Annotated in this window: 13 protein-coding genes; 10 read left to right on the top strand and 3 right to left on the bottom strand. The window is 49.3% G+C overall.

The window, feature by feature from the left end; genetic code table 11:
* The first annotated feature begins 54 nt into the window (after positions 1 to 54).
* The 3 genes from phaC to AC9UG7_RS01640 are packed head-to-tail and all read left to right on the top strand — an operon-like array spanning position 55 to position 3407.
* Positions 55 to 1644, top strand: a complete 1590-nt coding sequence (gene phaC, locus AC9UG7_RS01650) for a class I poly(R)-hydroxyalkanoic acid synthase (RefSeq protein ID WP_509583451.1) — start codon at positions 55 to 57, stop codon at positions 1642 to 1644.
* Positions 1645 to 1680: 36 nt separating this feature from the next.
* Positions 1681 to 2418, top strand: coding sequence for an acetoacetyl-CoA reductase (gene phbB, locus AC9UG7_RS01645; protein WP_509583449.1), 738 nt, complete (start codon positions 1681 to 1683; stop codon positions 2416 to 2418).
* Positions 2418 to 3407, top strand: coding sequence for an NADPH:quinone reductase (locus tag AC9UG7_RS01640; protein ID WP_509583447.1), 990 nt, complete (start codon positions 2418 to 2420; stop codon positions 3405 to 3407). Before phbB ends, AC9UG7_RS01640 begins: the two co-directional genes overlap by 1 nt.
* A gap of 18 nt (positions 3408 to 3425) precedes the next feature.
* On the opposite strand, the gene AC9UG7_RS01635 is transcribed toward AC9UG7_RS01640, so the two are convergent.
* Both AC9UG7_RS01635 and AC9UG7_RS01630 read right to left on the bottom strand, forming a co-directional pair.
* Positions 3426 to 3845 carry a hypothetical protein gene (locus AC9UG7_RS01635; RefSeq protein ID WP_509583441.1) on the bottom strand — a complete coding sequence of 140 codons (420 nt, stop codon included), beginning with the start codon at positions 3843 to 3845 and terminating at the stop codon, positions 3426 to 3428.
* A 224-nt stretch (positions 3846 to 4069) separates the two neighbouring features.
* Positions 4070 to 4495, bottom strand: a complete 426-nt coding sequence (locus AC9UG7_RS01630) for a hypothetical protein (protein WP_509583439.1) — start codon at positions 4493 to 4495, stop codon at positions 4070 to 4072.
* Positions 4496 to 5026: 531 nt separating this feature from the next.
* On the opposite strand from AC9UG7_RS01630, the gene dusA reads away from it, so the two are divergent.
* Positions 5027 to 6025 (top strand): tRNA dihydrouridine(20/20a) synthase DusA, encoded by a 999-nt coding sequence (dusA, locus tag AC9UG7_RS01625; protein ID WP_509583437.1) that lies wholly within the window; start codon positions 5027 to 5029, stop codon positions 6023 to 6025.
* Positions 6026 to 6088: 63 nt separating this feature from the next.
* On the opposite strand, the gene fabI is transcribed toward dusA, so the two are convergent.
* A complete protein-coding gene (gene fabI / locus AC9UG7_RS01620) occupies positions 6089 to 6889 on the bottom strand; it encodes an enoyl-ACP reductase FabI (RefSeq protein WP_509583435.1) in 801 nt (266 codons plus the stop codon).
* Between the two features lie 35 nt (positions 6890 to 6924).
* On the opposite strand from fabI, the gene AC9UG7_RS01615 reads away from it, so the two are divergent.
* From AC9UG7_RS01615 to nusA, 6 genes are all read left to right on the top strand, one after another.
* A complete protein-coding gene (locus AC9UG7_RS01615; protein ID WP_509583433.1) occupies positions 6925 to 8748 on the top strand; it encodes an extracellular solute-binding protein in 1824 nt (607 codons plus the stop codon).
* A 1-nt stretch (position 8749) separates the two neighbouring features.
* Positions 8750 to 9784 (top strand): microcin C ABC transporter permease YejB, encoded by a 1035-nt coding sequence (locus tag AC9UG7_RS01610; RefSeq protein ID WP_509583431.1) that lies wholly within the window; start codon positions 8750 to 8752, stop codon positions 9782 to 9784.
* Between the two features lie 5 nt (positions 9785 to 9789).
* Positions 9790 to 10836 (top strand): ABC transporter permease, encoded by a 1047-nt coding sequence (locus AC9UG7_RS01605; protein WP_509583429.1) that lies wholly within the window; start codon positions 9790 to 9792, stop codon positions 10834 to 10836.
* On the top strand, positions 10833 to 12437 hold the full coding sequence (locus AC9UG7_RS01600) for an ABC transporter ATP-binding protein (RefSeq protein WP_509583427.1): 1605 nt from the start codon (positions 10833 to 10835) through the stop codon (positions 12435 to 12437). The genes AC9UG7_RS01605 and AC9UG7_RS01600 overlap by 4 nt, the downstream gene beginning before the upstream one ends.
* 81 nt (positions 12438 to 12518) lie before the next feature.
* A complete protein-coding gene (rimP, locus tag AC9UG7_RS01595; RefSeq protein ID WP_509583425.1) occupies positions 12519 to 13097 on the top strand; it encodes a ribosome maturation factor RimP in 579 nt (192 codons plus the stop codon).
* Positions 13094 to 14599 (top strand): transcription termination factor NusA, encoded by a 1506-nt coding sequence (gene nusA, locus AC9UG7_RS01590; protein ID WP_509583423.1) that lies wholly within the window; start codon positions 13094 to 13096, stop codon positions 14597 to 14599. The genes rimP and nusA overlap by 4 nt, the downstream gene beginning before the upstream one ends.
* Positions 14600 to 14618: the final 19 nt, after the last annotated feature.

The raw sequence follows: 14618 nt of genomic DNA, 5'->3' as shown, positions 1-14618 counted from the left end.
TTTGTTGGGGTTCATCGCTTAAGATGATTCTTAAATACCCACATACTAAGAAACATGAAGTCACTACCCATTCTGAGTTTCCCTGCAGACCAACTGGCAAAGCTTCAAGCGGATTATGCTGAAGAAATGAAGCAATTGTGGCAACAAGGTATGCAATCTAATCCAGTACTCAAGGACAGACGGTTTGCCGCAGAAGCATGGCAACACAATCCTGTATCTGCTTTTACTGCAGCTATGTATTTGTTGAATGCGCGCACATTGCTAAGCATGAGCGACATGGTTGATACAGATGAGAAAACCCGTGCCCGCATCAAGTTTTCCATCGAGCAATGGATTGCTGCGTCTTCTCCAAGTAATTTCTTGGCATTCAACGCTGAAGCCCAGCAAAAAGCCATAGACACCAAAGGCGAAAGCATCGTTCAAGGTTTGCAAAATATGTTGCATGACATGCAGCAGGGTCACGTTTCTATGACCGACGAGAGCAAATTTGAGGTGGGGAAAAATGTAGCTACCAGCGAGGGTGCTGTTGTTTTTGAAAATGAGATTTTTCAACTCATCGAATACAAGCCACTGACAGCCAAGGTCTATCAACGCCCGTTTTTGTTGGTGCCTCCTTGTATTAACAAGTTTTATATCCTCGATTTACAACCGGCCAACTCGTTTATTCGCCATGTGGTCGAGCAAGGGCATCGCACTTTTGTGGTGAGTTGGCGCAATCCTGATGCGAGTATGAATCACACCCACTGGGATGATTATGTGGAAAAAGGGGTGATGCAAGCCATTGAAGTGGTGCGGCAAATCAGCAATATGCCGCAAATCAATGCCTTGGGTTTTTGTGTCGGTGGCACTTTATTGACCAGTGCGCTGTCTGTGCTGGCCGCGCGCGGCGAGGATCCGGTAGCCAGTGCCACGTTGTTGACCACGTTGGTAGATTTCAGTGATGTAGGAGTTTTAGACGTATTCATTGATGAAGCTTTTGTGCAGTACCGCGAAGCCCAGTTTTCTCAAGGCGGTTTGATGACCGGTCGGGACATGGCATCCACATTCAGTTTTTTACGCCCTAATGATTTGGTGTGGAGCTATGTGGTGGGCAATTACCTCAAAGGCGAAACGCCACCCCCCTTTGATTTGCTTTATTGGAACAGCGACGCAACCAACTTACCAGGTCCCATGTACGCATGGTATTTGCGAAATACCTACCTTGAAAATAATTTGATCAAACCGGGACAGTCAGCGATTTGCGGCGAAAAAGTAGATTTGCGTAAGCTAGATCTGCCCATTTATATTTATGGTTCGCGCGAAGATCATATTGTCCCGATCACCGCGGCCTATGCTTCTACCCATGTATTTAACGGGCCCAAACGATTCGTGATGGGTGCATCAGGTCATATTGCCGGCGTCATCAACCCGCCTGCAGCCGGTAAACGCAGTCACTGGATAGCAAACTCAGCAGAGTTTCCTGCTTCTATTGACGATTGGATCGACAATGCCACTGAACATGCGGGTAGCTGGTGGACTGACTGGTATGCATGGTTGAAAAAACATGCAGGGCAGAAAATCGCTGCTCCCAAAAGTTACGGCAGAGGAAAATACAAAGCCATGGAACCTGCACCCGGCAGGTTTGTGAAAGCCAAAGCAAACTGAGCATCCCTTTTCAAAATCATCTGAGGAAAACAAACCATGAGTCAAAAAATCGCTTACGTCACTGGTGGTATGGGCGGCATTGGAACCGCTATTTGCCAACGCTTACACAAAATGGGCTACAAGGTCATTGCGGGCTGTGGCCCTAGCAGAGACTTTGACAAATGGTTGGGTCAGCAAGAAGCGCTTGGGTATTCATTCCATGCGTCTGTGGGTAATGTGGCAGATTGGGAGTCGACTAAACAAGCATTCACCAAAGCCGTGGATCAGCATGGTGTGATTGATGTATTGGTGAATAACGCCGGTATCACGCGTGACCGTATGTTCTTGAAGATGACACCGGATGACTGGAAGTCCGTGATTGACACCAATTTGAATGCCATGTTCAACGTGACCAAGCAAGTGGTACCTGGCATGGTGGAAAAGGGGTGGGGTCGAATCATCCAAATTTCGTCTGTGAATGGTGAAAAAGGCCAATCGGGTCAAACCAATTATTCTGCTGCCAAGGCTGGTATGCACGGATTCACCATGGCCTTGGCGCAGGAAATGGCCAGCAAAGGTGTGACTGTGAATACCGTGAGCCCTGGTTATATCGGTACCGACATGGTGAAAGCCATCAAGCCTGAAATCCTGGACAAAATTGTCGCGACTATTCCCGTTAAGCGCTTAGGCACGCCTGAAGAAATCGGTTCTATCGTTGGCTGGTTGGCAGGAGAAGAATCCGGATTCACCACGGGTGCAGATTTCTCCTGCAACGGTGGCCTACACATGGGATGATGAACATGCAGTCTGCTTGGTACGAGAGAAATGGTCCTGCTGCAGAGGTGATGGTGGTTGGTGAGCAGCCAACACCTCAGCCTGAGGCAGGTGAGGTCAGGGTTAAATTGCATTGCAGCGGAGTGAATCCGTCCGATGTGAAGTCACGCATGGCGCGCCCCTTGGGTGGACCGCTGATCATTCCTCACAGCGATGGCGCAGGGGTTATTGACGCTGTTGGTCATGGCGTCGATACGGCGCGTTTAGGTGAGCGCGTCTGGACTTGGAACGCACAATGGCAAAGACCTCTGGGTACTGCTGCTGAATTTGTTTGTTTGCCCAGTGCACAAGCGGTGTCATTGCCAGAAGATGTGTCATACCAAGCAGGTGCCTGTATGGGTATTCCTGGCCTGACCGCGTTGCAGGCTGTGCGACTGGCGGGCGATGTCAGTCAACAAACAGTGCTGGTCACTGGGGCTTCCTCTGCGGTTGGCCACTATGTCACGCAAATGCTCAAACGACAGGGTGCCAAAGTGATTGGAACTGTCGGCTCCGAAATAAAAGCTAAGCACGCCAAAGCCGCTGGTGTCGATCACTGTGTGTTTTATAAAACCGAAGATGTGGTGACAAAGGTCAAAGAATTGACTGATGGTAAAGGTGTTGACAGCATCATCGACATGGATTTTTCCACCACCATCCAATGGATGGGGCAAGGTGTTATGAGGCCTCACGGCCACCTGGTGTGTTACGGTTCAAACCAGCCAGCAGAAGTTTCACTGAGCTTTCGGCCCATGCTTTTTAACTCATTCACATTGAGTTTTTTTCTGGTCTACGATTTGACACCTACAGATCGCTCGGTATGCCTGTCGCAATTAGGAGAAATGTTGAAACAACACCAGTTAACGCACTCCATTGGCGCTGAATTCAAACTTGATCAAGTTGCGCTAGCCCATGAAACCGTTGAGACCGGCAAACTCGTGGGTAATGTGGTGATCAATTTATGTGATTGAGCAACCGTTTTTTCATAACTACTTTTCTGGGTCGATTCCGCACATGGCATTGGCATAAGCAACTGCATCATCTTGGCTTAAGAAAACCAATCCCATTTTCAAGTGATGCTGATCGGCTATTTCTTGGCAGTTGGTAGTTTGCAAATATTTTTTAGGCAGATCTGGACGCGCCACATAGTACTTGCATTTTGGTGGCAATGCGGTTTCAGGTGCTCTCACGACAAACCCATTGATCTCTTTTGTCAGCGGTTGGCGAATCTCGCTGTGTAAATTCGCCTCTTTTAAAAATTCCTCTAAAAGAACCTTTAAGTCGTGGGCATTTTTTGGTACCAGGGAAATGTCTAGCTTTGTGTAGTTGGCATCGTTGGCCCGCGCAATTAAAAATTCCGCATATTGTTGCAATACGTTTTTTTGGGCAAGTTCAAGTGATTGAAGCATGATGTTCACTCCTGAAAAATGGTTGGTAATCTATTGCGCTCTCAGCAATATGCTTTTGTTTTTTTCCAAGTGTCTCACTTAAATATCTATTCTGTACTAGGAAGAGACCTAAATATTTAAAATAATATCATTTGATGTATAAATTCATATCAAAAAAATCTATGCGCCATTGTGTTTACAAGCTTGCTGTTTGTAGTGCATGAGCATCCGATTGACTGATGAATTTATATACGTGTTGTTGGATCAATTCCGCACATCGCTTTTGCGTATGCAATTGCATCATCAGGATTTAAAAATACCAATCCCATTTTCAAATAATGCTCATCAGTTACTTCTTGGCAGTTGGCGGTTTGCAAATATTTTTTGGGTAAATCCGGGCGAGCAACATAGTACTTGCCTTTCGAAGGTAACGATGTTTCAGGCGCCTTCACCTCAAAGCCGTTGACTTTTTTGAATTCTTGTTTATGTACTAATTTGGGAAGTGTTCCTTCATTAAAAAGTCCACCTAAGAGTACTTTCAAATCTGGTGATTTACCAACTGCAGATGAAGAATGAAGATTTTCAATGTCGGCACCATTGGCAAGTTCTAATAAAAATTCTGCATATTGATGCAATGCATTTTTTTGAGGGGGATAGATAGGCTGCAACATGTTTTATTTCTTTCAAAAAAAGTGTGTACGGATTGCCTCAGCAATGTGCTTTTTCGAGATGATTGCTTGGTTGAAAAACTTTTTGGGGAAATACCTTTGATACAGATTTAAATTTCTTTTTTTATTACTCTTTGATGAATGTTTCAATCAATGGACGGTGAAATATCTATCGCATATATAGATAATTTCTATCTATATTCAATGAACCATTCATGTGTCAAATAGTAACTTACACTTCCAAAAAATATCATGACATACCAAGATTCATAGCCTATAGTAGAAATACTTTAAAAAATGAATGCTGTAAAAAATAATGCTAAATAAGCACAATATTTTATCTTAAAGTTTATAAAAATAATATAAATATACAAATATCAATTACTTACATCATAAAGTTAATGTATTGAACATCAAAAACCAACTAATGCGAGAATAAGACAGCGAATTTGGAAAAGCATGACCAGAGTAATTGCTTTGAGTAATGTCGTGAACTTTCTTTTTTAGCCAGCTTTGTCCATCCGCATACATTCAATGACAAAACTAACTTCCGCTCATCAGCCCGTCAGTAGACTCAGAGTAGCTCCTATGATGGACTGGACAGATAGACACTGCCGTTACTTTCACAGACTCTTAACCCAACGTGCGTTGCTTTATACCGAAATGGTGACCACTGGCGCCCTGATGTATGGTGATCAAGCCCGACATTTGGACTTCAATCAAGAAGAACATCCAGTGGCTTTACAACTCGGGGGCAGTGAGCCAGCTGACTTGGCAAAAGCCGCACGTCTGGGCGAGCAGTGGGGGTATGACGAAATCAATCTGAACTGTGGTTGCCCTTCTGAACGGGTTCAGCGCGGCGCATTTGGCGCTTGTCTGATGGCTGAGCCGAAATTGGTTGCTGAGGGCGTGAAAGCCATGCTGGATGTGGTGTCTGTGCCGGTCACTGTGAAACATCGCATCGGAATAGATCGCATCGAAAGCTATGAATTTGTGCGCGACTTCGTGGGGACGGTGGCCAGCGTCGGCTGCCGTACATTCATTGTTCATGCTCGTAATGCTTGGTTAAATGGCATTTCTCCCAAAGATAATCGTCTGTTGCCGCCACTTAAACCTGACTGGGTGTTGCAGTTAAAAAAAGATTTTCCTGCTCTATTTTTTGTGCTGAATGGCGGCATCACCTCCATGCCAGAAATCAGGTTGCATTTGCAGCAAAATGACGGCGTCATGGTGGGACGTGAGGCCTATCACAATCCTTGGATATTGAGCCAGTGGGACGAGGCTTTAGGCGATAAACCATTGGGACTGACACACAACAAAGTTGAAGCGCAGATGGTGGATTACATGGAAAAGCAAGCAAAGTCAGGCGTGCCCTGGTTTGCTATTTCCCGTCATATGTTGGGCTTGCGTCATGGACAAACAGGAGCACGCAAATGGCGACAAGTATGGAGTGATCACAAGTTAAAGCATTTACCAGCTCGTGATGTCGCCACCCTGGCTGGTGAAGCACTGGCACAAAGCAGCCATCGCTAACCCAATGCTTGCGTTACCAGCGCTGAATAAATCCCAAGCCAATGACAGATTCGGCTTGTTTTGTCACTCTGCTATGCCAGGCACCACTTGACTGAAGCCGCCGTCAACATACGTGATTTCTGCAGACACGCCAGCGGCCAAGTCTGAGAGCAAAAATGCTGCCACATTACCTACATCTTCAATCGTCACGTTGCGACGAATAGGGGACTGAGACGCCACCACCTCCAGTATTTTGCCGAAGCCTTTGATACCCGATGCCGCCAAGGTTTTGATGGGGCCTGCGCTGATGCCGTTGACACGCATGCCGCGTTTTTTGCTGCCTAATGATTCTGCAAGATACCGTACCGAGGCTTCCAATGAGGCCTTGGCCAAACCCATGGTGTTGTAATTGGGGACATTGCGCAGTGCGCCAAGGTAGGACAGTGTCAACAGCGAAGCATTGTCATTGAGATGAGGCAAAAACGCTTTGGCCATGGCGGGGAAACTGTAAGCGCTGATGTCGTGGGCAATCGCAAAGGCTTCACGGCTCAGGCCGTCCAGAAAATCGCCAGCGATGGCTTCTCGCGGTGCAAAGCCGATAGCGTGAACAAATCCGTCAAACTGGGGCCATACAGCGGTGAGGCCGCTGACCAGCGCGGCAATTTGCTCGTCGCTGGACACATCGCAATCAAACACCAAAGAAGAACCGAAATCGGCGGCGAATTCGGTGATCCGCTCTTTGAATCGCTCGCCTTGGTAGCTAAACGCCAACTCAGCACCTTGCGCATGGCAGGCCTTGGCAATCCCGTACGCTATGGAACGGTTAGACAAAACGCCGGTGATTAATAATTTTTTGCCTGCCAAAAACCCTGATTTTGAATGCACGTGGAAGCTCCTGAAAAATCTTGCAGAATTGTCGCATGCGAATTTTCCTGATCATCACCCTTTTCCTGTTCAGCCTACCGGTGCAGGCGGGCCATGCCTACGCTCAATTTGGCGACATCAAATATCCACCAGGTTTTAAACATTTCTCCTATGTCAACCCGGTTGCGCCCAAAGGAGGTCATATCGATATGGTGTCCCCTTCCAGAGCATCCAGTTTTGACAAATACAACCCCTTCACCCTCAAAGGAACGGCGCCTCCAGCCCTCAGCAGTTTGATGATTGAGACCTTGTTGGTGGGTAATTTCGATGAGCCAACTACCGCTTATGGTTTGATTGCCGAGGATGTGACTGTGGCCGCAGACAAACTCTCTGTGTCTTTCAAGATCAACCCCTTGGCGCGGTTTCACAATGGCGACCCGGTGTTGGCCGCTGATGTCAAATATTCTTTTGATCGATTGACCAGCAAGCAGGCTGCACCTCAATTTCGCACTTATTTCAATGAAGTCAAAAGCATAGCCGTCATCAATGATCGAGAAGTGCGGTTTGATTTCAAAAGAGCCAACGCTGAATTGCCGTTGATCGTTGGTGGCATGCCTGTTTTCAGCCAAAAATGGGGGGCTGACAAACCCTTGGATCAAGTCATTACAGATATTCCTATTGGCTCAGGCCCTTACAAAATAGGCAAGGTTGATTTCGGCAAAGACATTGAATATGTGCGCGACCCCAATTACTGGGCGCGTGACTTGGGTGTGCGCAAAGGCATGTTCAATTTCGACCGCATCACTTACAAGATGTACAAGGACACGACGGCACAGTTTGAAGGATTCAAAGCGGGTGAATTCGATTACATACAAGCATTTGTGGCCCGCGAATGGGCACGCGGCTACAAAGGCAAATTGTTTGACAACGGCACACTCATCAAAAAAGAACTCAAGCATGGCAATGCCGGAGACTTTCAAGGCTTTATGTTCAACACGCGCCTGCCCAAGTTCCAAGACAAAAGGGTACGCCAAGCCATCGCGTTGGCCATGGATTACGAATGGATGAACCGCCAGTTGTTCTACATGGCTTACACGCGTGTGCGCGGGTATTTCGTGGGTAGTGATTTCGAAGCCAAAGGTCTGCCTGAGTCAGATGAACTGAATTTACTGGAACCATTGCGTAGCAAACTATCCCCCGAAATATTCAATGAAACAGTGCCACTGCCGCCACAAACCAGCCTAGATTCCGCGTCGGGCCACACGTTACGAGACCACTTGCGTCAAGCCCGCGATTTGCTGGCACAGGCCGGTTGGACATACAAGGAAGGTGCGTTGCGCAATGTCAAAGGCGAGCCTTTTACGCTTGAGTTTTTGGACAACTCTGGGTCCATGGGGCGGGTAGTCACACCCTATGCAAAAAATCTTGAAAAACTTGGATTCAAGGTGAATTACAAAGTCATTGACTTTGCGGTTTTGCAAAAACGCATGGATGTGTTTGATTTTGAAATTATCAGCAACCGCATAGGCGGCAGTGAAGCCCCTGGCACTGAATTGCTTGAGCGTTTTGGTTCTAAGGCGGCTGACACCGAGGGTTCAAGTAACGTCATTGGTGTGAAAGATCCCGCTGTGGATGCCTTGCTCGATAAAGTGGTAGCCGCTCAATCTCGGCCCCAATTGGTGGCTTCTTTGAAGGCCTTGGACAGGGTGCTGCGTCATGGCCATTACGCGGTGCCGCATTGGTATGGCAGTGTGCACCGTGTTTCTTGGCGCCAAGGTCGTTTTGAGCAGCCCGACATCACGCCGCGTTATTACCAACCCGAGTTTTGGGTCACTTCCACTTGGTGGGGAAGCACCGCCAACCTTGTAGGACACGAATGACATGCTAAGTTACATACTGAAACGATTGCTGCTCATGATTCCCACGCTGTTTGGCATACTCTTATTGACCTTTGTGGTGATTCAATTTGTACCTGGTGGCCCTGTGGAGCAAATGGTGGCGCAACTGCAAGGCCGCGACTCAGGCGGCGAGGGCGCGACAGTCAGCGGCGCTGGTTACCGCGGTCGCCAAGGCGTGGACGCAGAGCGTATTGCTGAAATCAAAGCGCTTTATGGATTTGACAAACCACCGCTTGAGCGCTTTATGCAAATGCTGGGGCAATTTGCGCGTTTCGACCTTGGAAAGAGTTTTTTCTATCCTAAGGATGTCTGGCAACTGGTGAAAGAAAAATTACCGGTATCCATCAGTTTGGGTTTGTGGACATTCTTTCTCAGCTATTTGGTGTCTGTGCCTTTGGGTATTGCCAAAGCGGTTCGCGCAGGCACCCGGTTTGACACCTTGACCAGCCTGGTGGTGTTGGTTGGTTATGCGATACCAGGCTTTGTGCTCGGCGTGGCCTTGCTGGTTGTGTTTGGCGGGCAGTTGCAATGGTTTCCCTTGCGTGGTCTGACCTCCAGCAATTGGGACACGTTGAGCTTAGGCGCCAAAATCGTGGATTATCTGTGGCATATCGCCATGCCTGTGACGGCGAGTATGTTGGGTGCGTTTGCGGTGACCACCATGCTGACAAAAAATGCTTTTTTGGAAGAAATCGGCAAGCAATATGTCCTGACTGCACGTGCTAAAGGACTGTCTGAGCGCAAAGTGCTGTGGAAGCATGTGATGCGCAATGCGCTTATTCCTTTGGTGACTGGTTTTCCAGCTGCGTTCATCGGCGCCTTTTTCACGGGCTCTCTCTTGATAGAAACCCTTTTTTCACTAGATGGTCTGGGGCTACTCAGTTATGAAAGCGTGATGCGTCGTGACTATCCGGTGGTACTGGGCACTTTGTATTTATTTACCCTGATTGGCTTGGTCACCAAGTTGATCAGTGACCTTTGTTACGTGTGGGTGGACCCGCGCGTGAAATTCGATTGAACCCCATGGCAACAGTTTCACTTTCACCCTCGCAGTTGGCGTGGCGACGTTTCAAGCGAAACCGCTTGGGTTTTGTCAGTCTGATTCTTTTTGCAATTTTGGTTGTCGTCAGCCTGGCGGCAGAGTTGGTCAGCAATGACAAACCCTTGGTGGCCAGTTACCAGGGCAAGTTGTATTTCCCCATACTGAAAAACCCACCTGAAACGGTGTTTGGCGGCGACTTTGAAACCCCGACCGATTATTTCGATCCCTTCATCCGCCAGCAATTCAAGCAACCCGGCAATTGGGCGATTTACCCCATCAATCCTTACCATCACAGCACCCTCAATTACTTTGCCAAAGAACCCAACCCGGCCCCGCCTTCTGAAGACAACTGGCTGGGCACCGATGACCGAGGTCGTGATTTGCTCGCCAGATTACTTTACGGTTTTCGCATCTCGGTGTTGTTCGCGTTGGCATTGACGGTCACGGGTACCCTTTTGGGTGTAGTCACAGGTGCGGTTCAAGGCTTTTTTGTCGGCAAGACTGACTTGGCCATGCAGCGATTCATAGAAATATGGGGTGCCATGCCAGAGCTTTATTTGCTGATCATTTTTTCGGCGGTTTTCGAGCCTAGCGTCAGCTTGTTACTGATCTTGCTCAGTTTGTTCGGTTGGATGGGCTTGTCAGACTATGTACGCGCTGAGTTTTTACGCAACCGCCAGTTAGATTACGTACGTGCTGCGCGTGCTTTAGGCTTGTCCAACTGGTCCATTATTTGGCGTCATGTGTTGCCCAACAGCATGACACCCGTGGTGACGTTTCTTCCGTTTCGTATGAGTGCGGCTATTTTGTCTTTGACCAGTCTGGATTTTCTTGGTTTAGGCGTGCCGCCCGGCACACCCAGCTTGGGCGAATTGCTGTCCCAAGGCAAAACCAATATCGATGCCTGGTGGATTTCCATCTCTACTTTTGGTGTGCTGGTGCTGTCACTGCTGCTCTTGACATTCATGGGGGATGCGTTGCGTGACGCTTTGGATCCACGCAAATTGCACCAGGAGAGTAGCTCATGAAAACTCTTTTGAAAGTGCATAACTTGAATATGTCTTTCCAAGGACGTGAAGTGGTCCACGGCGTCTCATTTGATATTCATGCAGGTGAAAAGTTGGCGCTGGTGGGCGAATCCGGTTCGGGAAAAACCGTGACAGCGCTGAGTCTTCTTGGACTCGCCCGTGGTGCATGGGTTCGCGGTGAAATTCGCTTTCAAGAGCGCGATCTTTTGAAGTTCATGGAACACGAATGGCTGGGCATACGAGGCAGCGATATCGCCATGGTGTTTCAAGAGCCCATGACTGCGTTAAACCCCTTGTTTACCATTGGCGACCAAATTGCGGAAGTGTTGGGGCTTAAAAAAGGCTTAAGCCGCCAACAAGCCTGGTCTCGCGCCATAGAACTGTTGAATGACACCGGCATCCCCGAGCCTGAGCGTCGTGTCAACAGTTACCCGCATCAACTCTCCGGCGGACAACGGCAACGCGCCATGATTGCCATGGCCTTGGCGGGCGAACCCAAACTGTTGCTTGCCGACGAGCCCACCACGGCGCTTGACGTTTCTTTGCGCGGTCAAATACTCGATTTGCTTGACAGCTTGCAACAAAAGCACGGCATGGCGATTTTGCTCATCACACACGACTTGAACATGGTGAGGCGATTTGCTGACCGCGTGTTGGTGATGGAAAACGGTTATTTGGTTGAGCATGGGGATGTCAGCAAAGTCTTGAGTCACCCACAACATGCGTACACGCGCCGTCTGGTTGACAGCCAACCCGAGCGAAATGTGTTTGAGCCCGCAGAGGATGCCGAGGTGCGCATGCATGCCCAAGGTCTGAAAGTGGTTTACCCGGTGCCGCGCCCTGGCTGGCGTGGCTGGTTTGGCCAAGCTCAGTTCGTCGCTTTACAAGGTGCTGATTTCACCCTCAAGGCGGGACAAACTTTGGGCGTGATTGGTGAATCAGGTTCAGGAAAGTCTTCTTTGGCACTGGCCGCGCTTGGCTTGATCCCCTTCCAAGGCGAGCTGCAGATCGAAAAGCAGCAATGGCAGTCAAAAGCCACTGCCGATTTGCCCTTGCGCCGCGCTATACAAGTGGTATTTCAAGACCCTTTTTCTTCGCTGTCGCCGCGCATGACAGTCGAAGAAGTTGTGGGTGAAGGTTTATGGGTGCATGCGCCCGAGCTCAATGCGGCGGACAGGCAGGTCAAGGTGCTGACAGCCTTGCGCGAAGTCGGCATGGACGAGGAACAGTTCCCGGGCTTGTTGGCGCGTTATCCGCACGAATTCTCTGGTGGCCAAAGACAACGGCTGGCGATAGCCCGTGCCTTGATTGTGCAGCCGCGCATGCTGGTATTGGACGAACCCACCAGCGCTTTGGATGTATCGATTCAAAAACAAGTGCTCGGACTGCTACAAAGCTTGCAGCGCGAGCGGGGTTTAAGTTATTTGCTGATTACCCATGACATTGAAGTGATTCAGGCGATGGCGCACCATGTGCTTGTGCTTAAAGACGGTGTGGTGGTTGAGTCAGGCAGTATCGACAACCTGACCCGCTTCCCGCAGTCCGATTACACACGCAGTCTTTTGGCGTCTTCATACCCAACGGCTGGCCAGACGGTCTGATTAGCGGTTACAATAGCAGGCAAATGAACGATAACGGGCGGACATCCCAACCGCCCGTTTTTTTTGGTCGGGTGAAAAGCCGTGGCATTGCAAGACATCATTGAACAAACCGTCAGCGGGCTGGGTTACCAGTTGGTCGAGGTTGAGAGATCAGTTGGCGGGTTGTTGCGCGTCACTATCGATGTGCCTTGGCAAGCCGGTCTGCCTGAGCAGTTTGTTCAGGTCGAGGATTGCGAAAAAGTCACACGGCAACTGCAGTTCGTGCTTGAAGTAGAAGGCACCACCTACAGTCGTCTGGAGGTTTCTTCTCCCGGCATTGACCGTCCATTGCGTTCAGAACAAGATTTTTTGCGTTTTGTCGGTGAGCAAATCGACTTGACGTTGAAAGCGCCCATGGGGGCAGCGGCAGGTGGCTTGGTGGCTGCTAACCGAAAAAAATTCCGGGGTGTATTGGAAATCACTGATACCCCTTTGACATGGCAAATCACTTGGCGTGATGAGCCGCCGAGCAAGCCGGGTATGCGGCCAGCGCGGGCCTCTAAAAACTTGCCAGTGCAAGCGTTGCAGTTCACCTTGAGTGAACTGCGTGACGCCAGACTGGTGCCGATTGTGAATTTCAAGGGCCGCAGGTCCGCTGAGAACAGGAGTAATGAATCATGAACCGCGAAATGCTGATGCTGGTAGATGCCATCTCCCGCGAAAAAAATGTCGAGCGTGACCTGGTATTCGGTGCGGTGGAATCCGCGCTGGCGCAAGCAACCAAAAAATTACTGCAAGCAGACAAAGAAAATACAGTGGAAGACGCAGATATTCGCGTTTCTATCGACCGCGATTCTGGCGAATACGAAACATTTCGCCGTTGGATGGTGGTCTCAGATGAGTCTGGTTTGCAAAATCCGGATGCTGAAGAAATGCTGATGGACGCGAAGGAGCGTCTGGCTGACATCGAAGTCGGCGAATACATCGAAGAGAGCATTCCTTCCTTACCGATTGGCCGCATTGGTGCCATGGCTGCCAAGCAGGTCATTCTGCAAAAAATCCGTGATGCCGAAAGGGAAATGCTGTTGTCCGACTTTTTGGCACGCGGTGACAAAATTTTTGTCGGCAGCGTCAAGCGCATGGACAAGGGTGACATCATTGTCGAAAGCGGTCGGGTAGAAGGCCGTTTGCGCCGCACCGAAATGATCCCTAAAGAAAATCTACGCAATGCAGACCGTGTGCGTGCCATGATCATGGAAGTCGACACTACTTTACGCGGTGCGCCCATTATTTTGTCTCGTTCAGCACCCGAATTCATGATCGAGTTGTTCCGTCAGGAAGTGCCTGAAATCGAACAAGGCTTGCTTGAAATCAAATCCTGTGCCCGCGACCCAGGCTCACGCGCCAAGATCGCCGTTCTTTCCCACGATAAACGTGTTGACCCCATCGGTACTTGTGTCGGTGTGCGCGGAACGCGTGTGAACGCAGTCACCAACGAACTCGCTGGTGAACGCGTTGATATCGTGCTGTGGAGCGAAGACCCGGCTCAGTTTGTGATTGGCGCTTTGGCACCAGCCAACGTCTCCTCTATCGTGGTGGATGAAGAAAAACACGCCATGGATGTGGTGGTTGACGACGAAAACTTGGCGATGGCCATTGGCCGTGGCGGACAAAATGTTCGTTTGGCATCCGATTTGACCGGTTGGAAAATCAACATCATGGATGAAGCCGAGTCTGCACAAAAATCTGCCAATGAAACAGAAGGCTTGCGAGCGTTGTTTGTCGCCAAGCTGGATGTGGACCAAGAAGTCGCCGACATCCTTATTGAAGAAGGTTTCACCAGTCTGGAAGAAGTGGCCTATGTGCCCTTGCAGGAGATGCTGGAAATTGAAAGTTTTGACGAAGACACAGTCAATGAATTGCGGGCCCGTGCCAAAGATGCTTTATTGACCATGGAAATTGCCATGGAAGAAAGTGTTGAGGAAGTCTCTCAGGATCTGAGAGACCTGGAAGGCCTGGATGCCGAGTTGATTGCCAAGTTGGCCGTGGGTGGTGTGCATACCCGTGACGATTTGGCCGATTTGGCGGTGGACGAACTGGTGGATATCACTGGTCAGTCTGAAGATGAAGCAAAAACTTTGATCCTGAAGGCGCGCGAACATTGGTTCGCGGGTCAAGCGTAACGGTCATGAAGAGGAACAC

Source organism: Limnohabitans sp., assembly GCF_046052765.1.
Classification (GTDB): Bacteria; Pseudomonadota; Gammaproteobacteria; order Burkholderiales; family Burkholderiaceae_C; genus Limnohabitans.
This window is presented reverse-complemented; position numbering and strand designations above follow the sequence as displayed.

What these genes read in the sequence shown, in the direction of transcription:
- phaC (WP_509583451.1), top strand. Translation starts at nt 55, where the DNA reads ATGAAGTCACTACCCATTCTGAGTTTCCCTGCAGACCAACTGGCAAAG.
- phbB (WP_509583449.1), top strand. Translation starts at nt 1,681, where the DNA reads ATGAGTCAAAAAATCGCTTACGTCACTGGTGGTATGGGCGGCATTGGA.
- AC9UG7_RS01640 (WP_509583447.1), top strand. Translation starts at nt 2,418, where the DNA reads ATGAACATGCAGTCTGCTTGGTACGAGAGAAATGGTCCTGCTGCAGAG.
- AC9UG7_RS01635 (WP_509583441.1), bottom strand. Translation starts at nt 3,845, where the DNA reads ATGCTTCAATCACTTGAACTTGCCCAAAAAAACGTATTGCAACAATAT.
- AC9UG7_RS01630 (WP_509583439.1), bottom strand. Translation starts at nt 4,495, where the DNA reads ATGTTGCAGCCTATCTATCCCCCTCAAAAAAATGCATTGCATCAATAT.
- dusA (WP_509583437.1), top strand. Translation starts at nt 5,027, where the DNA reads ATGACAAAACTAACTTCCGCTCATCAGCCCGTCAGTAGACTCAGAGTA.
- AC9UG7_RS01615 (WP_509583433.1), top strand. Translation starts at nt 6,925, where the DNA reads ATGCGAATTTTCCTGATCATCACCCTTTTCCTGTTCAGCCTACCGGTG.
- AC9UG7_RS01610 (WP_509583431.1), top strand. Translation starts at nt 8,750, where the DNA reads ATGCTAAGTTACATACTGAAACGATTGCTGCTCATGATTCCCACGCTG.
- AC9UG7_RS01605 (WP_509583429.1), top strand. Translation starts at nt 9,790, where the DNA reads ATGGCAACAGTTTCACTTTCACCCTCGCAGTTGGCGTGGCGACGTTTC.
- AC9UG7_RS01600 (WP_509583427.1), top strand. Translation starts at nt 10,833, where the DNA reads ATGAAAACTCTTTTGAAAGTGCATAACTTGAATATGTCTTTCCAAGGA.
- nusA (WP_509583423.1), top strand. Translation starts at nt 13,094, where the DNA reads ATGAACCGCGAAATGCTGATGCTGGTAGATGCCATCTCCCGCGAAAAA.